At 68.6% G+C, this 23,390-nt stretch carries 22 protein-coding genes and 1 riboswitch; of the genes, 12 read left to right on the plus strand and 10 right to left on the minus strand.

What is annotated here, in order from left to right; all coding sequences use genetic code 11:
• Positions 1-7: 7 nt before the first annotated feature.
• Both QFZ53_RS06570 and QFZ53_RS06575 read right to left on the minus strand, forming a co-directional pair.
• The gene (locus QFZ53_RS06570; protein ID WP_307294767.1) at positions 8-2,362 is read right to left on the minus strand and encodes a glycosyl hydrolase family 95 catalytic domain-containing protein; all 2,355 of its coding nucleotides are present in this window, start codon (positions 2,360-2,362) and stop codon (positions 8-10) included.
• 77 nt (positions 2,363-2,439) lie between these two features.
• A complete protein-coding gene (locus tag QFZ53_RS06575; protein WP_307294770.1) occupies positions 2,440-3,411 on the minus strand; it encodes an aldo/keto reductase in 972 nt (323 codons plus the stop codon).
• Between the two features lie 58 nt (positions 3,412-3,469).
• On the opposite strand from QFZ53_RS06575, the gene QFZ53_RS06580 reads away from it, so the two are divergent.
• Together QFZ53_RS06580 and QFZ53_RS06585 are read left to right on the plus strand one after the other, a co-directional pair.
• Positions 3,470-4,492: a zinc-dependent alcohol dehydrogenase gene (locus QFZ53_RS06580; RefSeq protein WP_307294774.1), complete on the plus strand. Its 1,023-nt coding sequence runs from the start codon at positions 3,470-3,472 to the stop codon at positions 4,490-4,492.
• Positions 4,489-5,247, plus strand: a complete 759-nt coding sequence (locus tag QFZ53_RS06585) for an SDR family oxidoreductase (RefSeq protein WP_307294777.1) — start codon at positions 4,489-4,491, stop codon at positions 5,245-5,247. The genes QFZ53_RS06580 and QFZ53_RS06585 overlap by 4 nt, the downstream gene beginning before the upstream one ends.
• 70 nt (positions 5,248-5,317) lie before the next feature.
• Here the strand turns inward: QFZ53_RS06585 and QFZ53_RS06590 are convergent, their stop codons facing one another.
• Positions 5,318-8,077 (minus strand): ATP-binding protein, encoded by a 2,760-nt coding sequence (locus QFZ53_RS06590; RefSeq protein ID WP_307294780.1) that lies wholly within the window; start codon positions 8,075-8,077, stop codon positions 5,318-5,320.
• A gap of 224 nt (positions 8,078-8,301) precedes the next feature.
• Between QFZ53_RS06590 and QFZ53_RS06595 the strand changes: the two genes are divergently transcribed.
• Together QFZ53_RS06595 and QFZ53_RS06600 are read left to right on the plus strand one after the other, a co-directional pair.
• Positions 8,302-9,015 carry an alpha/beta fold hydrolase gene (locus QFZ53_RS06595; RefSeq protein WP_307294782.1) on the plus strand — a complete coding sequence of 238 codons (714 nt, stop codon included), beginning with the start codon at positions 8,302-8,304 and terminating at the stop codon, positions 9,013-9,015.
• 22 nt (positions 9,016-9,037) lie between these two features.
• Complete coding sequence (locus tag QFZ53_RS06600; RefSeq protein ID WP_307294785.1) at positions 9,038-10,000, plus strand: alpha/beta hydrolase; 963 nt, start codon at positions 9,038-9,040, stop codon at positions 9,998-10,000.
• A gap of 78 nt (positions 10,001-10,078) precedes the next feature.
• Here QFZ53_RS06600 and QFZ53_RS06605 read toward each other — a convergent pair whose 3' ends face one another.
• The 3 genes from QFZ53_RS06605 to QFZ53_RS06615 form a co-directional block, all read right to left on the minus strand.
• Positions 10,079-10,762, minus strand: a complete 684-nt coding sequence (locus QFZ53_RS06605) for an NADPH-dependent F420 reductase (RefSeq protein ID WP_307294787.1) — start codon at positions 10,760-10,762, stop codon at positions 10,079-10,081.
• A gap of 106 nt (positions 10,763-10,868) precedes the next feature.
• Positions 10,869-11,150, minus strand: a complete 282-nt coding sequence (locus tag QFZ53_RS06610) for a hypothetical protein (protein WP_307294790.1) — start codon at positions 11,148-11,150, stop codon at positions 10,869-10,871.
• A gap of 171 nt (positions 11,151-11,321) precedes the next feature.
• A complete protein-coding gene (locus QFZ53_RS06615) occupies positions 11,322-11,801 on the minus strand; it encodes a YciE/YciF ferroxidase family protein (protein ID WP_307294792.1) in 480 nt (159 codons plus the stop codon).
• Between the two features lie 111 nt (positions 11,802-11,912).
• Between QFZ53_RS06615 and QFZ53_RS06620 the strand changes: the two genes are divergently transcribed.
• Positions 11,913-12,227 (plus strand): DUF7882 family protein, encoded by a 315-nt coding sequence (locus tag QFZ53_RS06620; protein WP_307294794.1) that lies wholly within the window; start codon positions 11,913-11,915, stop codon positions 12,225-12,227.
• A gap of 15 nt (positions 12,228-12,242) precedes the next feature.
• On the opposite strand, the gene QFZ53_RS06625 is transcribed toward QFZ53_RS06620, so the two are convergent.
• The 3 genes from QFZ53_RS06625 to QFZ53_RS06635 are packed head-to-tail and all read right to left on the minus strand — an operon-like array spanning position 12,243 to position 14,527.
• Positions 12,243-13,346 (minus strand): fatty acid desaturase family protein, encoded by a 1,104-nt coding sequence (locus QFZ53_RS06625; RefSeq protein ID WP_307294797.1) that lies wholly within the window; start codon positions 13,344-13,346, stop codon positions 12,243-12,245.
• A 24-nt stretch (positions 13,347-13,370) separates the two neighbouring features.
• The gene (locus QFZ53_RS06630) at positions 13,371-13,889 is read right to left on the minus strand and encodes a hypothetical protein (RefSeq protein WP_307294800.1); all 519 of its coding nucleotides are present in this window, start codon (positions 13,887-13,889) and stop codon (positions 13,371-13,373) included.
• Between the two features lie 47 nt (positions 13,890-13,936).
• Positions 13,937-14,527: a TetR/AcrR family transcriptional regulator gene (locus QFZ53_RS06635; protein ID WP_292906089.1), complete on the minus strand. Its 591-nt coding sequence runs from the start codon at positions 14,525-14,527 to the stop codon at positions 13,937-13,939.
• A 64-nt stretch (positions 14,528-14,591) separates the two neighbouring features.
• Here QFZ53_RS06635 and QFZ53_RS06640 point away from each other — a divergent pair, with 64 nt between their 5' ends.
• The 3 genes from QFZ53_RS06640 (at position 14,592) to QFZ53_RS06650 (ending at position 17,700) form a co-directional block, all read left to right on the plus strand.
• Complete coding sequence (locus tag QFZ53_RS06640; protein ID WP_307294807.1) at positions 14,592-15,386, plus strand: SDR family NAD(P)-dependent oxidoreductase; 795 nt, start codon at positions 14,592-14,594, stop codon at positions 15,384-15,386.
• A 29-nt stretch (positions 15,387-15,415) separates the two neighbouring features.
• Positions 15,416-15,523: riboswitch (TPP riboswitch) on the plus strand.
• On the plus strand, positions 15,518-17,248 hold the full coding sequence (gene thiC, locus QFZ53_RS06645; RefSeq protein ID WP_307294811.1) for a phosphomethylpyrimidine synthase ThiC: 1,731 nt from the start codon (positions 15,518-15,520) through the stop codon (positions 17,246-17,248). (Overlaps the previous riboswitch by 6 nt.)
• Positions 17,249-17,277: 29 nt before the next feature.
• Positions 17,278-17,700, plus strand: coding sequence for a CHY zinc finger protein (locus tag QFZ53_RS06650; protein ID WP_307294814.1), 423 nt, complete (start codon positions 17,278-17,280; stop codon positions 17,698-17,700).
• Here QFZ53_RS06650 and QFZ53_RS06655 read toward each other — a convergent pair.
• Positions 17,601-19,202, minus strand: a complete 1,602-nt coding sequence (locus QFZ53_RS06655; protein WP_307294817.1) for a sigma-70 family RNA polymerase sigma factor — start codon at positions 19,200-19,202, stop codon at positions 17,601-17,603. The genes QFZ53_RS06650 and QFZ53_RS06655 overlap by 100 nt on opposite strands.
• A gap of 370 nt (positions 19,203-19,572) precedes the next feature.
• Here QFZ53_RS06655 and QFZ53_RS06660 point away from each other — a divergent pair, with 370 nt between their 5' ends.
• The 4 genes from QFZ53_RS06660 (at position 19,573) to thrC (ending at position 23,313) form a co-directional block, all read left to right on the plus strand.
• Positions 19,573-20,067 carry a methylated-DNA--[protein]-cysteine S-methyltransferase gene (locus QFZ53_RS06660; RefSeq protein WP_307294820.1) on the plus strand — a complete coding sequence of 165 codons (495 nt, stop codon included), beginning with the start codon at positions 19,573-19,575 and terminating at the stop codon, positions 20,065-20,067.
• 56 nt (positions 20,068-20,123) lie between these two features.
• Positions 20,124-20,723, plus strand: a complete 600-nt coding sequence (locus tag QFZ53_RS06665; protein WP_307294821.1) for an RNA polymerase sigma factor — start codon at positions 20,124-20,126, stop codon at positions 20,721-20,723.
• The gene (locus QFZ53_RS06670) at positions 20,698-21,807 is read left to right on the plus strand and encodes a hypothetical protein (protein ID WP_292906101.1); all 1,110 of its coding nucleotides are present in this window, start codon (positions 20,698-20,700) and stop codon (positions 21,805-21,807) included. Before QFZ53_RS06665 ends, QFZ53_RS06670 begins: the two co-directional genes overlap by 26 nt.
• Positions 21,808-21,909: 102 nt before the next feature.
• The gene (gene thrC, locus QFZ53_RS06675) at positions 21,910-23,313 is read left to right on the plus strand and encodes a threonine synthase (RefSeq protein ID WP_307294826.1); all 1,404 of its coding nucleotides are present in this window, start codon (positions 21,910-21,912) and stop codon (positions 23,311-23,313) included.
• The last annotated feature ends 77 nt before the right edge of the window (positions 23,314-23,390 follow it).

Here is a 23,390-nt window from a genome sequence, read left to right on the forward strand (position 1 = left end):
TTTCGTTTCAGTACCCCGCAGCCGGTGCGGCTTCGGGGAGGCGCTCGAGTCTGATGGTGCGCGGTCCGTGCGACAGATCGACCGACCGGGTGCTCCCCAGACCGCTCACCGAGACGACGTCGCCGTGGCGGGCGGCATCCGAGCCGGGCACGAGCGCGAGCGAGACCGTCGCGCCGTCGGCGTCCCAGGTCAACTGGTCGATCACGATGCCGCCGCGTGCTCGCACGCCGCGGATCGAGCCGGACCGCCACGACGCCGGCAGCGCCGGGAGAACCGTCAACGATCCCGGCTGCGACTGGACCAGCATCTCGATCACGACGGCGGGCAGCCCGCCGCTCGCGTCGACGTTGAAGATCGAGTCGCCATCGTGCGTGGACACGGCATTGGGCCGCCAGAAGTCGCGGGCGAGGGACTCGACGCACCTCAACGCGGCATCCGCATCTCCGAGACGGGCTGCCGCGAGCCCCAGTCCGACCAGACCGAACGCCATCTCCTGGCGGCCGTCGGGCCCGGCCCAGGGCCTCTCGTCTCGCCAGTCCAGCTTCCTGCGGATCGTCTCGAGCGCCGCCGCGCGGAGCTCGGGTGTCTGAGCCACTGGATCCTCCTCGTACCAGAACGGGTACAGCTGCGAGACGTGACGGTGCGCGAGCTGTTCGTCGAAGGCCGGATCCAGCCACTCGGCGAACGTGCCGTCATCCGCGACACGGTACGGCGGAAGTCGATCGGCGAAAGATCTCCATGCGGCGAGGTCGGCGTCCTCGCCCAGCAGATCGGCGATCCGGATGCTGAGGCGAGCGGCGTCCCGGAACGCGGCGACATCCATGGTCGCGTCGACCGCGAGCGGATTGTTGCGGTTGGCCGGAGTGTTCTCGGGTGAGTACGACGGTGCGAGATGGAGGGTGCCCGCGTCGTCCGTGAACGCGACCGATGTCGCGAACGCCATGACGTTCCGGGCGAGCGGCCACGCGTACTCGCGCAGCGTCTCGAGGTCGCCGGTTGCGCAGAACTGATCCCACGCGAGGCGCAGCACCCACGCGCCCCCGGCCATCCAGTAGAGGTGCGGATACGCCGTGGCGAAGTGATTGCTGCGGCCGTGCGAATCGAAGCGGGCGGGGAGCAGCCATCCCTCGGCGCCGAACACCCGCTCTGCGTTCTCGGCGTAATCCTCGAGGTGGCGGAAGATCGCCCGCAGATAGGACGTGAACAGCTCGGGGGTGCCGGATGCGACCAGGGAGGCGACACCGCCGTGCTGCACGTTGCCGTTCTGGGTCCAGTCGCCCGACCACGCCGGCCGTCGGGTTCCCTGCCAGATGCCGACCAGCGTGGGCGGCAGCACGCCGGTGGACGAGATGATCGTGTGCCGACCCGCTGCGAAGGCGAGCTCGAGCGCCGCGAGGACGCCGTCCGGTTCCCCTGCCCGTGCGCTCTCGAGCACGGCGTCGTACGAGACCGAGTCGGCCACGCCGCTGTGCAGATCGAGGGCGGAGGCCGCGAACAAGGACGCGTGCGAGGCCGTCTCGGGCGCAGCCGCACCGACGAGTCCGCCGGACAGCTCTACGCGGATCGGCAGGCTCACGGCCACGCCGGCCGGGATCCGCACTCGCACGCCGCCGTCCGCAGGGTGCGGATCGAGATCGGCGGGTACGTCGACCTCGACCCGCGCACCCGTGGGCTGCCAGGGGCTCGGCGCGTGCTCGCGGACGAACGGGGACAGCTTCTCCGCATCGACGTCCACCTCGATCAGCAGGCGACCGCCCTCGAACACGGGCTCGGAAGGGGCCAGGAAGACGCCGTAGTCCGTGGAGGGGTAGTCTCCGTCGCCCGGCTCGTCGGCGCCGAAATCGAGAGACAGCACGCCCATCACATCCTCGGTGGAGAAGAGCTCGATCGCCAGGCTCCCCGCCGCGCGGTCGGGAACCAGGGCGATGCTGTTCCGTTCGCCGGAAGAGGCGGACCATTCCACCTCGACGCGACCCGTCGTGAAGTCTCCGACCCGGCGGTAGGTCGACTCCTCGATCGGGCCGTCGGGCGCCCATGAGAGCGCCGCGACCGGCACGAACGGGTCGGTCCAGATCAGCCGTCCGTCGTATCCGTCCTCCGCAGCGGTGCGGGAGGTGATCTCCGCCGCGGCATCCGTATCGGCGGCGACGACGGCGGCGCGGACGTCAGCGATCGCCGTGCTGATGCGGGGCGCGGCGATCGCCGAGTTCACGGGCAGGAAGAACTCCTCGTGGCAGACGTGGACGACGTGACGCGCTGGGGTGCCGGACAGCACCGCGCCGAGCGAGCCTGTGCCCGCGACGAGACCGTGCTCCCAATCGAGAGCAGCGGATGAGCTCCAGAACCCGGTTCTGTCGGACACGGCGTGATTCCTTCCCTGCGGACATTGCAACGGCTACGCGATCACAGCCTATCGAGAATCATCGAATGAATTCGCCTTCACGTTACATCCGCAGCTTCTCGCCACGCATCGATCTCGTCCCACAGGGCCTCCGGGATCGGTGCGGATGCGCGCTCGATGCCCTGTTCGGCCTGCGGTCGATCTCGCGCGCCGATCACGACCGACGCGACCGCAGGATGCCGCAGGGGAAACTGGACGGCGGCGTCGGGCAGCGTCACTCCGTGCGTTCGGCAGATCTCGGCGAGACGCATCGCCCGCCTGACGAGATGATCCGGCGTCGTCCGGTAGTCGAACCGCGAGGCCGCGTCGACGTGCGCGCGACTCAGCAGGCCGGAGTTGTACACGCCGGCGGCGACGACAGCGACGCCTCGCTCCTGCGCCAGAGGGAGCAGATCCGCTTCCGCGGAGCGATCCAGCAGCGTGTAGCGGCCGGCGAGCATGACGACGTCGATGTCGCAGCGGCGCACGAACTCCGCCAGCATCGCCGATTGGTTCATGCCCGCGCCGATCGCCCTGACAACGCCCTGATCCCGCAGTTCCACGAGAGCGTCGACCGCCTCTGTGGACGCCTGCTCCCAGTGATCGTCGGGGTCGTGGAGATAGACGACGTCGATCCGGTCCAGCGCGAGTCGCTTCAGGCTCGCTTCAAGAGAGCGCAGGATCCCGTCGCGAGAGAAGTCCCAGACGCGGCGGTGCGTGGCTGCCACCGCGAAGTCGTCGTCGAGACGGTCGGCGTGCTCGGGGGTGGGCTCGAGGAGGCGTCCGACCTTGGTCGACAGGATCCACTCCGAGCGAGGGCGATCGGCCAGAAGTGCACCCACCCGCCGTTCGGACAGTCCGAGTCCGTAGTGGGGCGCGGTGTCGAAGTAGCGCACGCCCGCGTCCCATGCGGCATCCACGGCGGCGGCGCAGTCCTCGTCGCTCGTCGCCCTGTACAGGTTGCCGAACGCGCTGCCGCCGAGACCGAGCCGGGGGAGTGAGAGCCCCGCGGGCGAAAGTCGACCGTTCATGATCCTCCGTTCGCGCTACAGTGAATTCATCATATCTTTCAATGCCGCAGGAGTTGCCATGCGTAGCGTGTCGTACATCGGATCAGGTCGGGTCGAGGTCTCAGAACAGCCGGCGGCTGTCCCCGCCGCGGGAGAGGTGCAGCTGTCCGTGGCGTTCACGGGCCTCTGCGGCACCGACATGCACATCATCCACGGATCCATGGACGCTCGGGTGACGACACCTCTGGTGTTCGGGCACGAGATGAGCGGCATCGTCGAGCAGATCGGGGCGGGTGTCGAGGGATGGTCGGTCGGTGACCGGGTCACGGTCATGCCGCTGCAATGGGACGACAGCTGCCCCGCGTGCCTTGCCGGGCATCGACACATCTGCCAGAACCTCGACTTCGTGGGGATCGACTGGCCGGGTTCTCTGCAGCAGCGCTGGAACGTCAGAGCCGAGTGGCTGATCCGTCTGCCCGACGACATGCCCCTGGACATCGCGGCCCTCGCCGAGCCGACCGCGGTCGCCGTGCACGATGTGCGCCGATCCGAACTCCGCCCAGGCGACAAGGTCGTCGTGATCGGCGGCGGACCGATCGGACTGCTCATCGCGAGCATCGCTCGTCATCTCGGCGCCGAGGTCGTCGTGATCGAGCTCGCGCCCGCCCGGCGTGCGCAGATCGCAGAGCTGGGCTTCGAGACGCTCGATCCGCGCGTGACGAATCAAGACGCCTGGGTGGAGCGATGGACCGGGGGCGCAGGGGCGGATGTCGTCTTCGAGGTCTCCGGTGCGGCCGCCGCGGTGCTGGGAGCGACGTCGCTGGCCAAGGTCCGCGGAACGGTCGTGGTGGTCGCGATCCACCCGACTCCGCGCCCGATAGACCTGCAGCGGGTGTTCTGGCGCGAGCTGCGCCTGCTCGGCGCACGCGTCTACGAGCGTCGCGACTTCGATACGGCAGTCGGACTGCTCGCGGAGGGAGCGATCCCGACAGAGTTGCTGATCACGAAGATCGTCCCGCTCTCGCAGGTGCAGTCGGCGTTCGACGACCTGGAGCAGGGGAATGCGCTGAAGATCCTCGTCGACGTGGGGGCCGGCGAGTGAGCGGCCCGTTCGACCTCACTGGACGGCTCGCCGTCGTGACGGGAGCATCCCGAGGCATCGGCCGCGCGATCGCCGAGTCGCTCGCCGAAGCGGGGGCTGACATCATCGCGGTGAGCGCGTCCATCGACCCGACCCGAAGCGCGGTGGGGGATGCCGTGACCGCACGCGGACGCGCGTTCGAGGCATTTGCCTGCGACTTCGCGGACCCCTCCTCAGTCGCCGCACTCGGCGCCCGGCTCCGGGACCGGCCTGTGGACATCCTCGTCAACAACGCAGGCATGATCCGTCGCGCCCCCGCTGCCGAGCACCCGCTCGAATGGTGGGACGAGGTCATCCAGGTCGATCTGTCGAGCCAGTTCGCCTTCACCCAGGCCCTCGCGCGCGGCATGCTGGAGCGTCGGCGGGGAAAGATCATCTTCACCGCCTCCCTGCTCGCCTTCCAGGGAGGCATCAACGTGCCCGGTTACGCAGCGGCGAAGTCTGCGATCGCCGGCCTCACGAAAGCATTGTCGAACGAGTGGGCGGCACACGGCGTCACCGTCAACGCGATCGCTCCCGGCTATATCGCCACCGACAACACCCAGGCGCTGCAGGACGACCCGGAGCGCTCTCGGGCGATCCTCGAGCGCATCCCGGCAGGGCGATGGGGTGCGGCATCCGACATCGGCGGGGCCGCGGTGTTCCTCGCCGCACCGGCATCCGACTACGTGTCGGGAGTGATCCTGCCGGTCGACGGAGGATGGCTCGGGCGCTGACGTCACCGAGTCCATGTTCGGGGCGCGCCCTGCGGCCCCTGTCCTCGTGATGGAGGACGGCGAGCGGTGGTCAACGTCGGTTCGCGGTTCCCGTCGTCGGGAAGGGCATCGGGAGGCTCCCGCCCTTGTCGATCATCGCGAGCTCGGCACGCGAGGAGACGCCGAGCTTGCGGAACACCGCGTGCAGATGGGCGGCGATCGTCTTCGGCGAGAGATACAACTGAGCGGCGATCTGCTTGTTGGTGAGTCCCTCTGCGACGAGCGCCGAGATCCTCTGCTCCTGTGGTGTGAGCGCCTGGCCGAGGTCGGGGCGCGCACGAGGCGAACGCTCGCCGAGGGACTGCAGGAGGCGACGCGACTGGTCGGCCCAGGCGCGCGCTCCCAAGGCGTCGAGACGTGCGCGCGCCTCCTGCAGCGCCGTCGCCGCGTCCGCGGTTCGGCCGATCCTGCTCAGCCGTTCGCCGCGATCGAGCACCGCGAGTGCCACGAGCAGCGCAGGAGCATTCCGTCCTTCTCGCGTGAGCGCGAGCAAGCGGCGCTCCACATCCTCGTCTGCAGCCAGGATGCTGTCCGAGAACGCGAGTCCCCACGCCAGCAGGTCGCCCTCGACGAGGCTGCCCAGATCACGCATCCGTTCGACGACGACGGCCGCGTCCTCCGCTCGTCCTGACCTGGCCGCGGCGAACACGTAGAACGGCAGCGCGAGCATCGCCCACGATCTATGGTGCGCGGCATCCTCCGGATCGACGACCCGAGAGAAGCGCTGGTCGGCGTCGGCGAACCGTCCGGCAGCGCTGAGACTGATCCCCTCCGCGATGAGGGTCTGGACGAGGAAGGGGTTGTGCGGGAGGGCGAAGGCCGCGGACGGGAATTCACGGGCGAGCGCCGCGCCGTCGAAGCTCCCGCTCATCACTCCCTCTGCGAAGCCCTGCAGGACCGCCGCAGTCAGACCGATGAACGACTCGCCCGTCTCCTCCGAGATCTGGCGCGCCTCCAGCCCGGCCATCAGGGAGCCTCGAAGGTCCCCCATGATGAAGCGGCTGCCGATCAAGCTGGTGAGGGTGATCGCGAGGAGCGACAGCTCGCCCTGCTCACGGAGTTCGTCGGCCACACCCGACAGGACTCTCTCAGCGTCGGTCTGCATGCCGGCGGCGCCCAGCGCGAGACCGAGGAGACGCCTGCGCTCGGTCGAGGCGAGCTCTGACGGATCGATCGCCAGCGCCGCCCGCCGTACCCGGCCCGCGTGCTCCTCCGGACTTCCCCACGACATCAGGAACAGCATCCGCGGGTCTGCGTCTTCGACGCCGTAGCGGGACGCCTGCTCGATGAACCGATGCCAGGGCAGACCCGTCGGCGTCGACCCCCAGAAGTGGAACGCCATGGTGAGGAGGGTGTCGATGGCTCGTTCGACGTCGCCGGCGCGAGCCATGTCGTCGACGATCTCGAGGCCGGTCTCCACCTGGCCGTCTCGCCCGGCGCCGGGGAGCAGATGCCTCACCCACGCCAGTCGCGCGCGGACCGTGTCGTCGGCGTCGCCGGATTCCAGTGGATCGATGATCGCCGAAGCGGCGTCGAGCCGTCCGGCGTCGAGTGCGATCTCCGCGGCGCGCGTGCTGCGCCGCACGCGTGCGGATCTGTCGACGCTCAGATCGGCTGCGCGTTCGAGCGACGAGATCGCGGCAGAGACGTCGCCGGTGCGGCGTGCCCGCTCTGCGCCTTCCTCGAGCGTCGCGGCGAGATGCTCGTCAGGTCCCGTGGAGGCGTTGGCCAGATGCCAGGTCCGCTGGTCGCTTCCGGGGCGCAACGCGGCGGCGATCGCCAGGTGGGCTCTGCTGCGTTGGCCGGGCGTCGCTGCCGACAGCACGGCTGCCCGTACCAGCGGATGCGGGAATCGGATGGTCGAGCCGTCGGAGTGCAGCAGATGCTCGGTGATGATCGCGTCCAGCGCCGTTTGGAGATCGTGCACGCCCGTGAGGCGCGAGGTCGCGTCCAGGATCTCGCTCGCGGCGCCGTCGGCGCTCAATGCCGCCACGTGCAGCAGCGACCGCGCGGCCTCATCGAGATGGTTCACACGAGCGGCGAAAGCGGCGGTGAGCCGTTCTGACAGGGGGAGCGCGTGGTCACCGGGTGCGGCGAGCTCCGGTCGCGTGGCAAGTTCGGTCAATGCGAGCGGATTGCCCCCGGCGTAGGCGAGCACGTCGCGGCGCTGCCGGGGCGTGAGACGGCCGCCTGCGTCGGCGAGCACCTGCAGTGAATCGGAGTCGTCCAGGGGGTGCAGCGCGATATGGACACCGGCCGGGAAGACTCCCGTCGCCTCGGCGGCACGCTCCGCGACGACGAGCGCGATCGATTCGGATGACAGACGGCGTGCGATGAACGCCATCACCTGCTGCGAGCCGGGATCGAGCCACTGCGCGTCGTCGACCGTGATGAGCAGCCCCTCGGCGGATGCGGCGTTCGACAGCACGGTCAGTGCGCCGAGCGCCACCAGGTAGACGCTCGGCGTCTCCCCGTCGGCCTCGCCGAAGGCCTGCCGCAGCGCCTGCTGCTGCGGCGGGGGGAGCTCTGCGATGGAGTGGCGGAACGCGAAGAGGAGCTGGTGCAGCGCAGCGAACGGCAGCTGGGACTCCGCCTCGGCCGCCGTCAACTCGAGCACGCGCACGCCCGCCGCCCTGGCGTGCTCGGCGACGTCCCCGATCAGGGTCGTCTTGCCGATGCCCGCGGGGCCGGTGATGAGGACCGATCCGCCGGAACGGTGAAGGTCCGCGACCAAGCGCTGCAGGGCGCTGACTTCATCGCTGCGGCCGACGATGCGGGGGGACTCAGGCACCAGAACATGATGCACTGCATCGAGCCCGATCGCGTAACCGGCGTCGGGCCGACAAGTTAGGTCATCGATTCCCGTGATCTAGGTACGCCCGGGCGGTCCGCCGAACGCACCCGGCGCATAGCGTCTAAGAGGAGCAGGATCACGGATCCGCTCCTCTCGCAACGGCGCCGCATCAAGCCGTTCGCGGCGGGACACGGCGCCTCGACCATTCGAAAGAGGCAATCATGACCACGCCGACCATCGTCCTCGTCCACGGCGCATTCGCCGACGCCGGCAGTTGGGCGCCGGTGACGCGCCAGCTGCTCGACCAGGGGCACGCGGTTCTCGTTCCTCCTGTTCCGAACCGATCGCTGTCCGGCGACGCGGAGTACATCCGACGCTTCGTCGAGCAGATCGAAGGTCCTGTGCTGCTCGCGGGGCACTCCTACGGCGGCGCCGTCATCACCGTCGCAGGCGCAGACGAGAACGTGGTCGGTCTCGTCTACGTCTCGGGGTACGCGCTCGTCGAGGGCGAGAGCCTCGGCCAACTGCAGGGCGGATTCCCCGACTCCGACCTCGCGGCGAACCTCGTGTATCAGCCGTACACCCTGCCCGATGGCTCGGACGGCACCGACGTGTCCGTGAAGATCGACGCCTTCCCGGCCGTCTTCGCCGCCGGCGTGGACGTTCGCACCGCCGAGGTCTTCGCGGTGTCGCAGCGCCCGCTCTCCGCGCTCGCCTTCGGCGAGGCGGCTTCGGTGGCAGCGTGGCGCACGAAGCCCGCGTGGGGCATCGTCTCGTCCTCCGACCACACCATCAACCCCGAGGTCGAGCGGTTCGGCTATCAGCGCGCAGGCGTGCGCGCCGTCGTCGAGATCGACGCTCCTCACCTCGTCATGCAGACCCACCCCGTCGAGGTCGCGAAGGTCATCACCGACGCGATCGCCGAACTCGACTGACCCTCTCGAACAGGAGACCGCCATGAGCGCCAACCCCCACGACATCGCCCTCGAACCCGCCGCCCAGTCCTTCGTGGAAGCCACCGCGAACCCGCCCTACCTCTACCAGCTCACCCCGGAAGACGGCCGAAAGGCCGTGGACGGGGTGCAGGACGAACCCATCTGGAAGCCGCAGGTCGACGAGGAGTGGATCACGGTCGACGGTGGCCCCACCGGGACCGTTCCCGTACGTATCGTCCGACCCGCGGGCGCAGAAGGCGCCCTCCCCGTCATCCTGTACACGCACGGCGCAGGCTGGGTCTTCGGAGACGCGCACACGCACGACCGGCTGGTGAGGGACCTCGCGGTCGGCACGGGAGCGGCGGTCGTGTTCCCGGAGTACGACCGAGCCCCTGAAGCGCAATACCCCACGCAGAACGAGCAGTCCTACGCCGTCGCGCGCTGGGTCGCGAACGACGGCTCGCAGAAGGGTCTCGACGGAAGTCGCCTCGTCGTCGCGGGCGACTCGGTGGGCGGCAACATGGCCACGGTGCTCACGATCATGGCCGCGCAGCGAGGAGATGTGGTGTTCCGCGCCCAGGCGCTGTTCTACCCCGTCACGGACGCTTCTTTCGACACCGCGTCATACGAGGAGTTCGCCGAAGGCTATTTCCTGACGCTCGAAGGCATGAAGTGGTTCTGGGATCAGTACACCACCGATGCCGCGGAACGAGCAGAGATCACGGCATCCCCGCTTCGTGCGACGATCGAGCAGCTCGCCGGTCTTCCGCAGGCCCTGGTCATCACGGGCGAGGCCGACGTGCTCCGGGACGAAGGCGAGGCGTACGCGGCCAAGCTGCGCCGAGCCGGGGTCCCGGTCACCGCCGTCCGCTATCAGGGCATCGTCCACGACTTCGTGATGGTGAACTCGATGCACGACACCCACGCGGCGAAGTCCGCGATCGCGCAGGCTGTCGCCTTCCTCAAGGCGGCGCTCGAGAACTGAGGCGAACGTCGCAGGCGCGGTCCCGACGGCCGGGGCCGCGCTGTGGGCAGGGGTCGCGAGCGTCTCGCGGCCCCTGCATCACGACCTTCGGGCGCGCGCCTGCATGATTCCCCGCTGTGAGGTGGCGAATCCGGCGAGGAGCTCGCGCAGGTGCTCGGCCGACGCGGCCGCTCCGAACACGTCGGTGCCGGGCTCGAGCATCGCGCCCGCAGCGAGGCGACCCGCCACGACCGGGTCGAAGCCCAGGTCGTCCACGATCCCGGCGACCGTCTCGACATCGGCCGGATCGTCGCCGGCGATCGCGATCGCCTTCCTGCCGGGCGCTCCGGGAGTGCGGGCCTCCTCCTCCAGGTCGCGGGCGCTCATGTGGTTGAACGCTTTCACGACTCGCGCTCGGCCGAGGAACTTCTGCACGGTCTCACTCGTCGAGGTGCGCAGGTCCGCGAGATCTGGTCGAAGGCCGTCGAGTTCCCACCAGTGGTTCATCGCGTCGATCACGAGTCGGCCCTGCAGCTGCGCCACAGGGAGCTCCCGATACCGCCCCAGCGGTATCGCGAGGATCACAGCATCCGATTCCTGCGCGACGTCGCCCGCCCACTGCGCCGTCGCGGTCGTCGCGAGAGCACCCGCACCGACCCGGGAGGGATCACCCGATCCGGCGATGCGCACGCGATATCCCGCAGAGACCGCGAGGCGCGCGAGCACCGTGCCCACGCGCCCCGCGCCGAGAATCCCGAGCGATGCAGGCCGTCGGTCGTCCATCCGGACAGCGTAGTCGCCGTCGGGCGTCGCGCCTTCCGTCGTCGCTCAGCCCGGAGAAACGGGATGCCGGTGGTACCGGGGCCGCGCCCGAGCCGACCTGTTGCCGTCAGGCGGATGCGGCGAGGGGCGGCAGGTGAGGGATCTTGATCGGCGCGGCGGACCGGCTCGGCGGGTTGTGGAACCGCTGCACGTCGCCGAGAACCTCCTCGGCAGACATGTAGTAGCTCGCCAGCGGCAGGTCACGCAACCAGAGGACCTCGTATTCCACGGCATCCAGCTTGTAGATGCACGCGACGGTCCTGCGCGCATCGTGCGGGCCGTACTTGTGGTCGAGGATCAGCCACTCGGTGTCTGTGACCTTCCGGAGTTGGAACCGGGGATCGGGCATCGCAGACATCTCAACACTCCCATCGGTCGTAGCCAGAGTCGGCCGGCCGGAGGAGCGCACCGCGTCCGAGCGGGAGAACGTCACCGCCGGTCGACGGGCGTCCTCTGCCCGCCAGAGTTTCACCAGCATTATAAGAAGAAGAGCGGCGATGTTCAACGGAGCGCGGAGGGTTCATCCCGCCATCTCCTGCAGGCGGGTGAGCAGCTCCTCGCTGGTGTGCGTCTCCTGGTCGAGGTTGGCCCGCAGGAGCGCTGCGGCTTCTGCATGCACGGGGGTGACGGCGGTGATGAGGCTCTGATAGGCCGAGATCTCGTAGTGCTCATTGCCCAGGGCGCACGACAGCGCCACCTGGTCGTGAAGCGAGGCGGCCGACCGGTTGAGGAGCGACTGAGCCTGCTTGGAGATCCCCTTCGTGCTGGGCGACGGCGCCGTCGACTCCGGCAGTTCGAGGAGGGTGAAGACACGACGGAGGTTCTCGATCTGCTCCTTCGTCTCGTCCTGATGATGGCGGAAGAGCTTCTTGATGTCGGCGGATCGTGCGGCCCCGGCCAGCTCCTTGAGCGCGGCCAGAGAATCGTCTTCCATCGTCAGCGCCGTGCGGAGCTGGAATCGCAGGAGGTCCTGAGGAGATTCGAGAGTCGTCTGCGGCATTTCGCTTCCCTTCGTCGATGCGGCGACCCCACGTTATGAGGTGCGCCGGTCGTCCCCGAAGGGGCTTGATCTTCGTGCTCGCGGAAGCTAGAGGACCGCTATGGTTGCGTTATGGCCACTCTGCACTACGGCGCTGCGCACGTCCCGATCCACATCGAGGATCGTGCTCTCGCACACCTCAAAGTCGTCATCGCCACGAAGCTCCGCCGCCAGGAGAGCTTCACGCTGTCGTGGAAGCACCCGGTGGGCGAGCCCGGCGGGCGGTCGACCATCTGGATCCACCCGTCGATCCCGCTGCGTTTCACGTTCGACGAGCCGGAGCCGCCCAAGCTCAACGCGAAGTGGATCGAAGATCTCATGCACTCGGTGAACTCGACCGGGGGCATCATGCTCGTCGACGAAGTTCTCGATACGCCCCAGGAGTAGCTGACGCATCTGCGGTCATCCGCCTGAGTTTCCCGCAAGGCTCCTCTGCTCGATGAGCGGGCACGTGAACACGTCGCGCTCGCCGAGTCCCACCCGATTGATGTAGCGGACCACGATCGCGTAGGACGCGAACAGTCCGACCTGCGTGTACCGCACATCGTGCTCGTCGCAGTACGCCGCGACCACGGGTGCCGCCTTGCGCAGCTGCGGGCGCGGCATCGACGGGAACAGATGATGCTCGACCTGGTAGTTCAGGCCGCCCATCGCGACATCGAGGAACCTGCTTCCTCGGATGTTCCTGCTCATCAGCACCTGGCGGCGCAGGAAGTCCAGGGTCATGTCACGTGGCACGACGGGCATTCCCTTGTGGTTCGGTGCGAAGGCGATGCCCATGTAGAACCCGAAGAGTCCCAGCTGCACGGCGAGGAACACGAACGCGATGCCTGGCGAGAGCACGATGAACACCAGCACCAGATAGCCGATCATGCGGATGCTGAGGAACACGATCTCCGCCCACCGGCGCTCGAGCCGCCCTTTCGCGACCACGCGACGCACGCTCGATGCGTGCAGCGAGAGGCCCTCGAAGAGGAGGATGGGGAAGAACAGGAGCCCCTGATGCGCCCGCAGCCAGGCGACCGGCGGGCTGTGACGCCGTGCCGCCGTCTCTGCGGTGACCGCGATGACGGGGAGCTCGATGTCCGGATCGGATCCGAGCTTGTTCGGATTCGCGTGGTGACGGGTGTGCTTGTGCTGCCACCATCCGTAGCTCATGCCGACCAGGAGATCGCCCAAGACGAGGCTGATCCAGTCGTTCCAGCGCCCCGAGACGAAGATCTGCCGATGGGCGGCGTCGTGTCCGAGGAACGCGATCTGCGTGAAGACGATCGCGAGGACGGCCGCGGTGAACAGCTGCCACCACGTGTCGCCGATCCACACGAAGGCGATGAGGCAGACGGCCACCGCGAGCGGAGCCGCGATGAGTTTGGTCCAGTAGTAGCCGTAGCGACGACGCAGCAGACCGAGTCCGCGGATCTGCTGCGCCAGTTCGGTGAAAGCGCTGTTCGCGCGGACCGCGTCGTCGCGCGGGCGGGTGTGCACGGTCGGACGGATGCCGCCCATGATGACCTCTTCTCCGGCGTCGCCCTACGCGAGGACGGCACCTCCTTCTTCGACCCAGTCGTCGATGCGCGCGTCGTCGTCAGGGAGACCCGATGCGCGGCGGGGGATGAACGCCACCGATTCGGCGAGAGCGGCCACAGCGGCCGCCCGGTGCTGCTCCCGATCGGAGGCGTCCTGGAAGAGATGGGCCACGATCGCGCGCTCCTCCAGGAGGGTGGCGCTGATCTCGGCGAGTCTTTCCGCGATGACGGCGGCGAGGCCGTCACGAAGCTCCTCGAGGTTTGTGTTCGCGATCTCGAGCCTGCGATCCGCGACGTGCAGCTCGACCGTCGGGAACCCGTTCGCGGACAGGTGGGCGCGCATTTCGCTGCCCTGGATCGCGGCGACCTCGTCGCGATCGGTCTTGCGCGTGAACACCGCTTCCACGGTGTAACGGTCCGGTGCGTCGTCGGTCATCAATGTCGCCGGAAGCGAGCCGATGAGGACGGATTCCAGACCCAGCAGTTCGGGGCTCAGCCCCGCGATCTTCAATTGTGCGTTCATGTGCTGACGTTACGCCGCCAAGCTGGGTGTGCTCACAGCCGCGCTCGTCACTCGACCCCGAGAGATCCGAGGATGACCTCGATCGTGGCCTCCGCCGCGTCCTGCCACGGGACGCCGTCGAGCAGGTCTGCCGTGGCGAGGGCTGCGACACCGTGCACGGATGCGAAGATCACGAGCGCGCGCCGCTCCGCGTCTCCTTCGGGAATCTCACCCGCCGCCTGAGCTGCGGCGACGAACGCTACGACCATCGACATGCTGGCCCTGCTCCGTTCGCGCAGCTCGCCCGAAGCATCGAATTGATGCTTCGCCTTGTACATCACCTCGAGGATCGCCGGGTGCGCGACCGCGAAGCCGATGTACGCGAGACCCGCGGCGCGCAGCCGCTCGCCGAACGGGGCAGCCTGCTCCACGGCCGCAGCCAGCGCCTCGTTCATTCGTGTGAATCCGGCCACCGCGACCGCGTCGAGGAGGGCGGTGCGGTCGCTGAAATGGCGTGCGGATGCGCCGTGACTCACGCCCACGTCGCGTGCGAGCTGACGCAGCGACAGCGCGTCGACGCCCCCGGCGTCGATCGACTCCCAGGCGCGGTCGAGGAGCGCCTCTCGAAGGTTGCCGTGATGGTACGAGCGTTCGGTCACACTTGAACCCTATCGATCTAAGTAGACATTGACAACAATGCTGTCAGTGTCTACATTTGCGATCATGACCATTCACCACACCGGAACCACCGCCCTCGTCACCGGCGCCAGCTCGGGCCTCGGCGCCGAGTTCGCCACCCAGCTCGCCCGCCGCGGCGCCGACCTCGTGCTCGTGGCCCGGCGCGAAGACCGCTTGAAGGATCTCGCCGCCCGCCTGGAGCGGGAGCACGGGGTGCGGGCGACCGTGATCGCCCTCGATCTCGCCGACGCCGGCGCCCCGGCACGTCTTCGCGCCGCGCTCGACGAGCGAGGCATCCGCATCCAGACGCTGATCAACAACGCCGGCTTCGGAGCGAAGGGGGACTTCGTCGAGGCGGACGCTGCGCGTATGGCCGAGATGGTGCAGGTCAACGTGGCCTCGCTCGTCGGGATCACGCGCGAGTTCCTCCCCGAGCTGACTCGCGACGGCCGGGGCGCCCTCGTCAACGTGGCGAGCGTCGCGGCCTATCAGCCGTGCCCCGGCATGGCGGTGTACGGCGCATCCAAGGCCTTCGTGCTGAGCTTCACCGAGTCGATCGCGCATGAGACACGCTCGTCCGGTCTGCGCGTGCTCGCCCTGAGCCCCGGAGCGACCCGCACGGAGTTCTTCGATGTCGTCGGCACAGAGGCCGCAGCGGTGGGCCGCTTCCAGTCCGCGACCGACGTGGTCGCGCAGGCGATGGCAGCGCTCGATCGTCGGCGCACACCCGCGAGCATCGTGTCGGGTGCCGCGAACGCCGTGACGAGCAAGCTCGTCGGCCTCATGCCGCGTCGCATGACTCTCGCGATCAGCGGCCGGTTGCTGGCCGAGTCGGCGTGATGACGCGCTCCGAGGCCGTGCTACTCTCGTCCCGACCACACGGGTGCCCGAGCACGGGCTGAGATCTGGCTGATGCTGCCTGCGACCGTCGAACCTGTCCGGGTAATGCCGGCGTAGGAAGTAGGAGTCCTGTGAGCACGCTCTCCCGCGTGCGCGAACTCGCGCACCATCACGACGAAGAACACGGCATCTTCGTGCCCGTCACCCGCATCCCGCTGTCTGATTCACCGGGCGGAACCACCAACCCTCCAGTGGACGTGTACCGCACCGAGGGGCCGGCCTGCGAGCCGGAGGACGGCCTGCCGTCGCTGCGCGAGACGTGGATAGTTGAACGGGGTGACACAGGGCAGTACGAAGGGCGCGCTCGCGATCTGAACGACGACGGACGAGGGGCGGCGCGGCGTGGAGCTGCGTCAGACGAATGGCGCGGCACCCGCCGCCCGCCTCGGCGCAGCCTGAACGGCCGTACGGTCACCCAGATGCACTACGCGCGCCGTGGCCTGATCACGCCCGAGATGCGATTCGTCGCTCTCCGTGAGGGCTGCGACGTCGAGCTCGTGCGCGCGGAACTCGCCGCCGGGCGGGCGATAATCCCCGCGAACATCAATCACCCGGAATCGGAGCCGATGATCATCGGTCGCGCCTTCCTCGTGAAGATCAACGCGAACATCGGCAACTCGGCTGTGACGAGCTCGATCGCCGAGGAGGTCGACAAGCTGCGCTGGGCGACGAAGTGGGGTGCCGACACCGTCATGGACCTGTCCACCGGAGACGACATCCACACCACCCGCGAATGGATTCTGCGCAATTCGCCGGTGCCGATCGGCACAGTGCCGATCTACCAGGCGCTCGAGAAGGTCGACGGCAAGGCGCACGAGCTGAGCTGGGAGATCTTCCGCGACACGATCATCGAGCAGTGCGAGCAGGGCGTCGACTACATGACGATCCATGCCGGGGTGCTGCTGCGCTACGTGCCCTTGACCGCGAACCGGGTGACCGGCATCGTCTCGCGCGGCGGGTCGATCATGGCCGACTGGTGCCTCGCGCATCATCAGGAGAACTTCCTGTATACGCACTTCGATGAGCTGTGCGAGATCTTCGCGCGCTACGACGTCGCGTTCTCGCTCGGAGACGGGCTGCGGCCGGGATCGATCGCCGACGCCAACGACGCGGCGCAGTTCGCCGAGCTCGACACGCTCGCCGAGCTCACGGCGCGAGCGTGGGCGTTCGAGGTCCAGGTGATGGTCGAGGGGCCGGGACACGTGCCCTTCCACCTCGTGCGCGAAAACGTCGAACGTCAGCAGGAACTCTGCCATGGCGCGCCGTTCTACACCCTTGGACCGCTCGTCACAGATGTCGCGCCAGGCTACGACCACATCACGTCGGCGATCGGGGCGACCGAGATCGCTCGCTACGGCACCGCCATGCTCTGCTATGTCACGCCGAAGGAGCATCTGGGACTGCCGAACAAAGACGACGTGAAGACCGGCGTGATCACCTACAAGATCGCGGCCCACGCCGCCGACCTCGCGAAAGGTCACGCGGGCGCACGCGACCGCGACGATGCTCTGTCGAGGGCGCGGTTCGAGTTCCGCTGGCGCGACCAGTTCGCGCTGTCGCTCGATCCCGAGACGGCCGAGGCCTTCCACGACGAGACGCTGCCTGCAGAGCCGGCGAAGACCGCGCACTTCTGCTCGATGTGCGGTCCGAAGTTCTGCTCGATGCGCATCTCACAGGACATCCGCGACCGCTTCGGCGGCGTCGACGAGCAGACGGCGATCGCCGGCATGCAGCAGCAGGCGGACGCGTTCCGGGAAGCGGGCGGAACCGTGTACCTCCCGGCGCCCGCCTTGCGCGAATGACGCGGCGGCGCGCATGCCAGGATGAGCGGATGCCGCAGCATCCGCTCTCCACGCCTCCACCCGTGCTCGGGCCGGTGGTCGACGGGCAGACGCGGTGCGTCCACTACCGCACGGAGCTCGACATCGTCGCGATCCGCTTCGCGTGCTGCGGCGACTACTATCCGTGCCATCTGTGTCACGCCGAGGTCGCCGGACATGACAGCTCCCCCTGGCCGATCGAGGCGAGGAGCGCGCGCGCCGTGCTGTGCGGCGTGTGCGGCGACGAACTGTCCATCGCCGAGTACCTCGAGGTCACCGCCTGCCCGTCGTGCGCGTCGAGCTTCAACCCCGGCTGCGCACTGCATGCGCACCTCTACTTCGAGGTGGAGCCGTCTTCGCGAGAAGGCGCCTTGCCCGTCGTGACGACTGTCTCGGCCGCGAGGTCTCCCACAGCGCCTTCGTCGTCGACGTAGTACACCTCGAGCGTGTGCTCGCCCTCGGGCAGCGCGAGATCGAAGTCGACCGCCTCGTCCGACGCTGTTCCGATCGTCTGATCGTCGACGACGAGTGCGACCTCGGTCTCATCCGCGCCCCACACCGCCACGCTGATGCTCTCGTCGTCTGCTGTGACGTAGACGATGACCGCGGTCGTCCACCAGGAGGACCCTCGGGCGGACATCATGTCGCCGACGTCTTCCGCAGTGACGTCGCCCTTCTTGTCGTGACCGAACGCGTTGCCTTCGTCGCCGCCAGGATCCTCGTCGTCGTGATCCCGACCGCGGTCGGTCTTCGTGAGGATCGTGACGGTCTTGTCGACCGCGTCTTCGACGGGTTCTTCGACGACCGGCGCGACGGGGGTCGGGTTCGTGGTCGCGGGCGGTGCGACCGGAACGGGAACGGGCGCCGCCGCGACCGGCGCGGGTGCGGTGACCGCCGGCGCGGGCGCCGAAGAGGGAACCGCGGGAGCCGGACGCGCAGGCGCCGACGCAGCCGGGGCGAGTGCGGCCGTCGCATCCGGCTCGGCGACAGGGCGCACGAACAGGCTGCCGCTGATCGACAGTGCGACGGCGGTGGCTGCGGCGACCGGCCAGAGCACGGGGGCGGTGTTCCCTGCCGCGTCGAGGGCCGGTTGCACGTGGGCAGGAAGTCCGGCCCATCCGGCGAGTCCGGTCGCCGCGGCCGCGGCCTGCTCGGTCGGGAACAGGGCGGGAAGGAGCACGAGTCCGGTGCCGCCGGCCAGCAGCGGGCCGAGCGACATCGCGCGCGCCAGATGCCTGGCCTCGCCGGCGGCGGATCTGCAGGTCTCGCACTCGTCGATGTGCGTGGTGACGAAGCGCTCCGACCGCGGCGCGAGGTCGTCGTGCGCGTAGGCTCCGAGCAGCTCGATCACGCGAGCGTGGTCGCTGCCGATCGGTGCGGTGCGCAGGTGCGCGCGGATCCACGCCTTGCGCAGGGCGTCTCGGGCGCGGTAGGTGAGCGCGGCCGCCGAGTTCGGGCGGATGTGCAGGACCTCCGCGATCTCCCGGGGAGGCAGCTGCTCGACCTCGCTGAGCCACAAGGCGTGCTGCCAGCGCTCGGGGAGCGACCCGAACGCCTCGACGACGGCCGCCGAGTTCACCATCGCCTCGACGTCGATCGATCCGATCAGAGATGGCGGATGCTCGGCGTCGTCAAGAGGCATCGTGATCGGCGCTCGTCGAGCATGGCCCATCCAGGTGTTCTTGACGGTCGTGAGCAGGTAGGGACGGAAGCTGCGCTGCGGTCCCTTGCCGCTGCGGAGCTGCCGGAGGATGCTCAGGAAGGCATCGGAGACGACGTCCTCCGGGTCGGGGGGAGATGCGCCGAGGCTCCGGGCGTAGGCGACGGCGACGGGCGAATGCCGGCGCCAGAGCTCGGAGAACGCGTGGCGGTCACCGCTGCGGCTGCGCAGCAGCAGGGCGTTGTCCGACTCCGGGGCGTCGCGTGGTTCGTCCATCAGACCTCAAGGTGAGCGACCGGCTTCGGGTGCCGGTGAGCCGAGAATACCCCAGAGCGGTGACCGCACGTCTGCATGACCCGTGAGAAGAGAAGGCGGGTGGGGCCATGGGAGGAGGCCCCACCCGCGGGCCGCACATGAGGGGAGAGGCGGCCCAGACGTCGATGCGAAGGATTATCCCCAAGAATCGATCTTCGTCACACAAGCAAGACGCGCTCACGAACGGATCATGACGCGGGTTCCGGAAACTTTCTTCGAGATCTTCTCCGCCGGCGGTCAGCCGGTGCTCGTCAGCCACGTCGATGCGGCCGGTCGGTCCCTCTGCCACACGCATGATCCGGCTGTCGCCGGTGGGGCGTAGTCTCACCCCATGCCCTCATTCGGAACCCTGCGGACGCCCGTCGGCGTGATCGGCGTCGTCAGCTCGGGCGCGGCGATCACCCAGGTGACCTGGCGGTCGACGGCGCCGGTCGGAGCGGATGCCGGGCCGGACGCCCTGCTCGATGAGGCGATCGCACAGCTGCGTGAGTACTTCGACGGCGAGAGGCGCGATTTCGACCTGCCGATCGATCTCGGCGCGCAGACCGATGCGACCCGTGCCGTGCTGACGGCGCTGTTCGAGACGGTCGCGTCCGGAGACACCGTCACATACGGAGAACTGGCCGTGCGCAGCGGCACCACGATCCCTGCCCGCGGGATCGGCGCGATCATGGGCGCGAACCCCGTTCCGCTGATCGTTCCCTGCCATCGTGTGGTGGCCGGCGACGGCTTGGGCGGTTACTCGGGCGGCGAGCCGGGGCAGGGGCTCGAGACCAAGCGCTGGCTGCTCGAGCACGAGGGAGCGCTGCCGACTTCTCTGTTCTGAGCATCCGCTGCGAAGAAGAACGTGAAGCGGAATCGCGCGATCGAGGAATACCTGGTGTGAGCACAGACAGTGACATCTTCCGCCGATCCGAGCGGACACCGCAGGCGTTCGCCGAGGTGTTCGACCGGCACGCAACGTCGGTCGAGTCCTTCCTCCGACGAAGGCTCGGACCGGATGCTGCGGAAGACGCCCTCAGCGAGACCTTCCTGATCGCTTTTCGCAGACGCGATTCGTTCGATCGCGCGTGGGACTCCGCTCGGCCCTGGCTGCTCGGGATCGCCACGCGGGTCGCCGCGCGGCACCGGGCGACCGAGGCGCGGCATTGGCGAGCGATCACGGCATCGATGGGCGGCGAGCACACGACCGAGGGCGGCATCGACGAGGCGGGGGTGCGCATGGATGCCGCCGCGGCGATCGCCGCGCTCGCCCCGCGCATCGCCGCGCTGTCGGCGAGAGACCGCGAGACGCTGCTGCTGCTCGCATGGGGCGGACTGAGCCACGAAGAGATCGCCCAGGCGCTCGGAGTGCCCGTCGGCACCGTGTGGTCGCGGCTGAACCGCGTCCGTCGCAAGCTGGCCCCGCCGGGGTCGCAGCTCACACGCCTCACCTGGATCGGAAAGGAGCTGGAAGATGGACGTCTTGGAGCTGGTGCGTGAGATCGAGAACACGCCGGATGACACCGCGGCGACCCGCATCGCCGCCTCACGTCGGACCCTCGTCGCCGCGATGGCGGAGCGACCGCCGCGCCGTGTGCGCCGTGGTTGGGTATGGGGAGGGGCGTTGGGTACGGCATCCGCAGCCGCCGCCGTCGCGACCATCGTGATCGTGGGGACCGTCGCGCCGGTCGTACCGGAGACGGCGTCCGCTGCCGCAGTCGCGGTTCTCAACGACGCCGCGGGAAAAGTGCTGGCGGGGACCGATCCCGTCGTCGGGCCGGGACAGTACCTGAAGGTCAGCGAGACCTACGAGCTGGTGTCGCTGTGGGACGCCGATGCGGATCCGGCGACCTCCGACGAGTACGTCGCAGGATTCAACACCTCGACCTTCGAGAATTCCGAGGGCGCTGTGCGCGCTCGCGGAGTGCGCGACCTGTATGTGCCGAGCGACCGCTCGGGGGACTGGATCCTCGATGACCGGTTCGTGAACGAGGTGCTCGACGTGTACGGCGATCAGGCCGCCCTTCCGGCCTATCAGCGGTTGGTCGAGTCCTACCCCGAGCGCGACGCCGATCCGGGCGGACTGGAGCGGCTGCCGGCGGGGCTGCAGTCGTGGGATCCGGAGACGACGAGCGATGACCAGTTCTTCGATCCGTTCCGCGAGTTCTACGACGAGATGCCACGTGACCCGGATCGGTTGCTCTCCTGGTACCGGCAGCACCTCTCCACATCGGACGACAGCGGCTACCTCTTCAGTTACATCACTCGCGCTCTGGGCACAGACCTCATGCCGGCGGATCTGCGCGTGGCCACGCTGCACGTGCTCGGGCTGCTCGGCGGCGTCGACGTGGCGGGGCAGACGGGCACTGTCACGACTCTCGAGCTGCGCACCCGCCTCGGAGAGGGATCGGATCTCGGCGAGGAGCACGTGCAGCAGGTCGACATCGACACGGACTCCGGTCGCATCGTCGGCTACCGCGATTCGTATCCGACGGGTCGCTCCACGCGCGTCGTTCCGGCTGACATCCCGTGGACGACGTGGTCGATCGAGGTCAGTGTCGTCGACGAGGCGCCGCAGCCGTGATGCGACACGGGGCGGATGCCGCGGCATCCGCCCCGTGTCATCCGCTCCTCGGCACCTGCGAGAATGGAAGTCCCCGCGCCGATTCCGACTTGAGGAGCCCCCGTGCAGTACATCTCGACCCGAGGCGGCATGCAGCCGCTGCCGTACTGCGACACCCTGCTCGAAGGCCTGGCGACCGACGGCGGACTCGCCGTCCCGGAGGTCATGCCGACGGTCGACGGCGAGACCCTCGAGCGCTGGCGAGCACTCACCTACCCGCAGCTCGCGACCGAGGTTCTCGGCCTGTTCGCGACCGACATCCCGCGCGAAGACCTCGCGCGCATGACCGAGGCCGCGTACGCGCCGTTCCCCGAATCGGTCGTCCCACTGCGAGAGATCGACGGCGGCATCACGCTCGTCGGCCTCTCCGAAGGTCCGACGCTGGCGTTCAAGGACATGGCGATGCAGTTCCTCGGGCAGGTCGTCGAGTACGCGCTCGAGCGCAAGGGATCCGTGCTGAACGTCCTCGGGGCGACCTCGGGCGATACCGGCTCCGCGGCCGAGCACGCCCTGCGCGGCAAGGAGCGCATCTCGGTGTTCATGCTCTCGCCGCAGGGCCGCATGAGCGCCTTCCAGCGGGCGCAGATGTTCTCGATCGACGACGAGAACATCCACAACATCGCTGTCGACGGCGTCTTCGACGACTGCCAGAACCTCGTGAAAGAGCTCGCCGGCGACCTCGACTTCAAGCGCACGCAGCACCTCGGCGCCGTGAACTCGATCAACCTCGCGCGCATCACCGCGCAGGTCGTCTACTACTTCTGGGCCTGGCTGCGGGCGACGGATGCCGGCGGCTGGACCGAGCTGAGCATCACCGTGCCGTCCGGCAACTTCGGCAACATCCTGTCGGGCTTCTACGCCAAGCAGATGGGCCTGCCGCTGCGCCGTCTGGTGCTCGCGGCCAACGAGAACAACGTCCTCGACGAGTTCTTCCGCACCGGCATCTACCGCCCGCGCAGCGCCCAGCAGACTCTGGCGACCTCGAGCCCGTCGATGGACATCTCCAAGGCGTCCAACCTCGAGCGCTTCATCTTCGAGCTGGTCGACCGCGACCCGGCTCGTGTCGTCGGCGCCTGGCGCGATCTCGACGAGCAGGGCTTCGTCGACTTCACGGACGAGCTCGCCCGCTTCGAAGAGGAGTTCGGCATCGTCAGCGGCACCTCGACCCACGCCGACCGGCTCGAGACGATCCGCGCGGTGCACGAGGCATCGGATGACATCATCGACCCGCACACGGCCGACGGCGTCAAGGTCGCACGCGAGTACATCGAGTCCGGCGTGCCGATGCTCGTGCTCGAGACCGCGAAGCCCCAGAAGTTCGCCGAGACGATCCGTGAGGCGATCGGCGTCGAGCTCGACTACTCGCCCGAGCTGCGCACCATGCTCGACGCCCCTCAGCAGGTCACCGAACTGCCCGACGATGCGGCCGCACTGCGCGCCTTCATCGAGGAGCACGCGCTGCGCTGACCCCGCGCGCACGTCGCCGAGACCCCCGTTTCGCGCCGAGACCCCCACGTATTCGTGTCGATACGTGGGGGTCTCGG

It is taken from the genome of Microbacterium natoriense (assembly GCF_030816295.1).
GTDB classification, from domain to species: Bacteria; Actinomycetota; Actinomycetes; order Actinomycetales; family Microbacteriaceae; genus Microbacterium; species Microbacterium natoriense_A.

Bases quoted from the DNA above. Each gene is read 5' to 3' on its own strand.
- QFZ53_RS06575 (WP_307294770.1), bottom strand. From the start codon at position 3,411: ATGAACGGTCGACTTTCGCCCGCGGGGCTCTCACTCCCCCGGCTCGGT.
- QFZ53_RS06580 (WP_307294774.1), top strand. From the start codon at position 3,470: ATGCGTAGCGTGTCGTACATCGGATCAGGTCGGGTCGAGGTCTCAGAA.
- QFZ53_RS06595 (WP_307294782.1), top strand. From the start codon at position 8,302: ATGACCACGCCGACCATCGTCCTCGTCCACGGCGCATTCGCCGACGCC.
- QFZ53_RS06600 (WP_307294785.1), top strand. From the start codon at position 9,038: ATGAGCGCCAACCCCCACGACATCGCCCTCGAACCCGCCGCCCAGTCC.
- QFZ53_RS06605 (WP_307294787.1), bottom strand. From the start codon at position 10,762: ATGGACGACCGACGGCCTGCATCGCTCGGGATTCTCGGCGCGGGGCGC.
- QFZ53_RS06610 (WP_307294790.1), bottom strand. From the start codon at position 11,150: ATGCCCGATCCCCGGTTCCAACTCCGGAAGGTCACAGACACCGAGTGG.
- QFZ53_RS06615 (WP_307294792.1), bottom strand. From the start codon at position 11,801: ATGCCGCAGACGACTCTCGAATCTCCTCAGGACCTCCTGCGATTCCAG.
- QFZ53_RS06620 (WP_307294794.1), top strand. From the start codon at position 11,913: ATGGCCACTCTGCACTACGGCGCTGCGCACGTCCCGATCCACATCGAG.
- QFZ53_RS06625 (WP_307294797.1), bottom strand. From the start codon at position 13,346: ATGGGCGGCATCCGTCCGACCGTGCACACCCGCCCGCGCGACGACGCG.
- QFZ53_RS06630 (WP_307294800.1), bottom strand. From the start codon at position 13,889: ATGAACGCACAATTGAAGATCGCGGGGCTGAGCCCCGAACTGCTGGGT.
- QFZ53_RS06640 (WP_307294807.1), top strand. From the start codon at position 14,592: ATGACCATTCACCACACCGGAACCACCGCCCTCGTCACCGGCGCCAGC.
- QFZ53_RS06650 (WP_307294814.1), top strand. From the start codon at position 17,278: ATGCCGCAGCATCCGCTCTCCACGCCTCCACCCGTGCTCGGGCCGGTG.
- QFZ53_RS06655 (WP_307294817.1), bottom strand. From the start codon at position 19,202: ATGGACGAACCACGCGACGCCCCGGAGTCGGACAACGCCCTGCTGCTG.
- QFZ53_RS06660 (WP_307294820.1), top strand. From the start codon at position 19,573: ATGCCCTCATTCGGAACCCTGCGGACGCCCGTCGGCGTGATCGGCGTC.
- QFZ53_RS06670 (WP_292906101.1), top strand. From the start codon at position 20,698: ATGGACGTCTTGGAGCTGGTGCGTGAGATCGAGAACACGCCGGATGAC.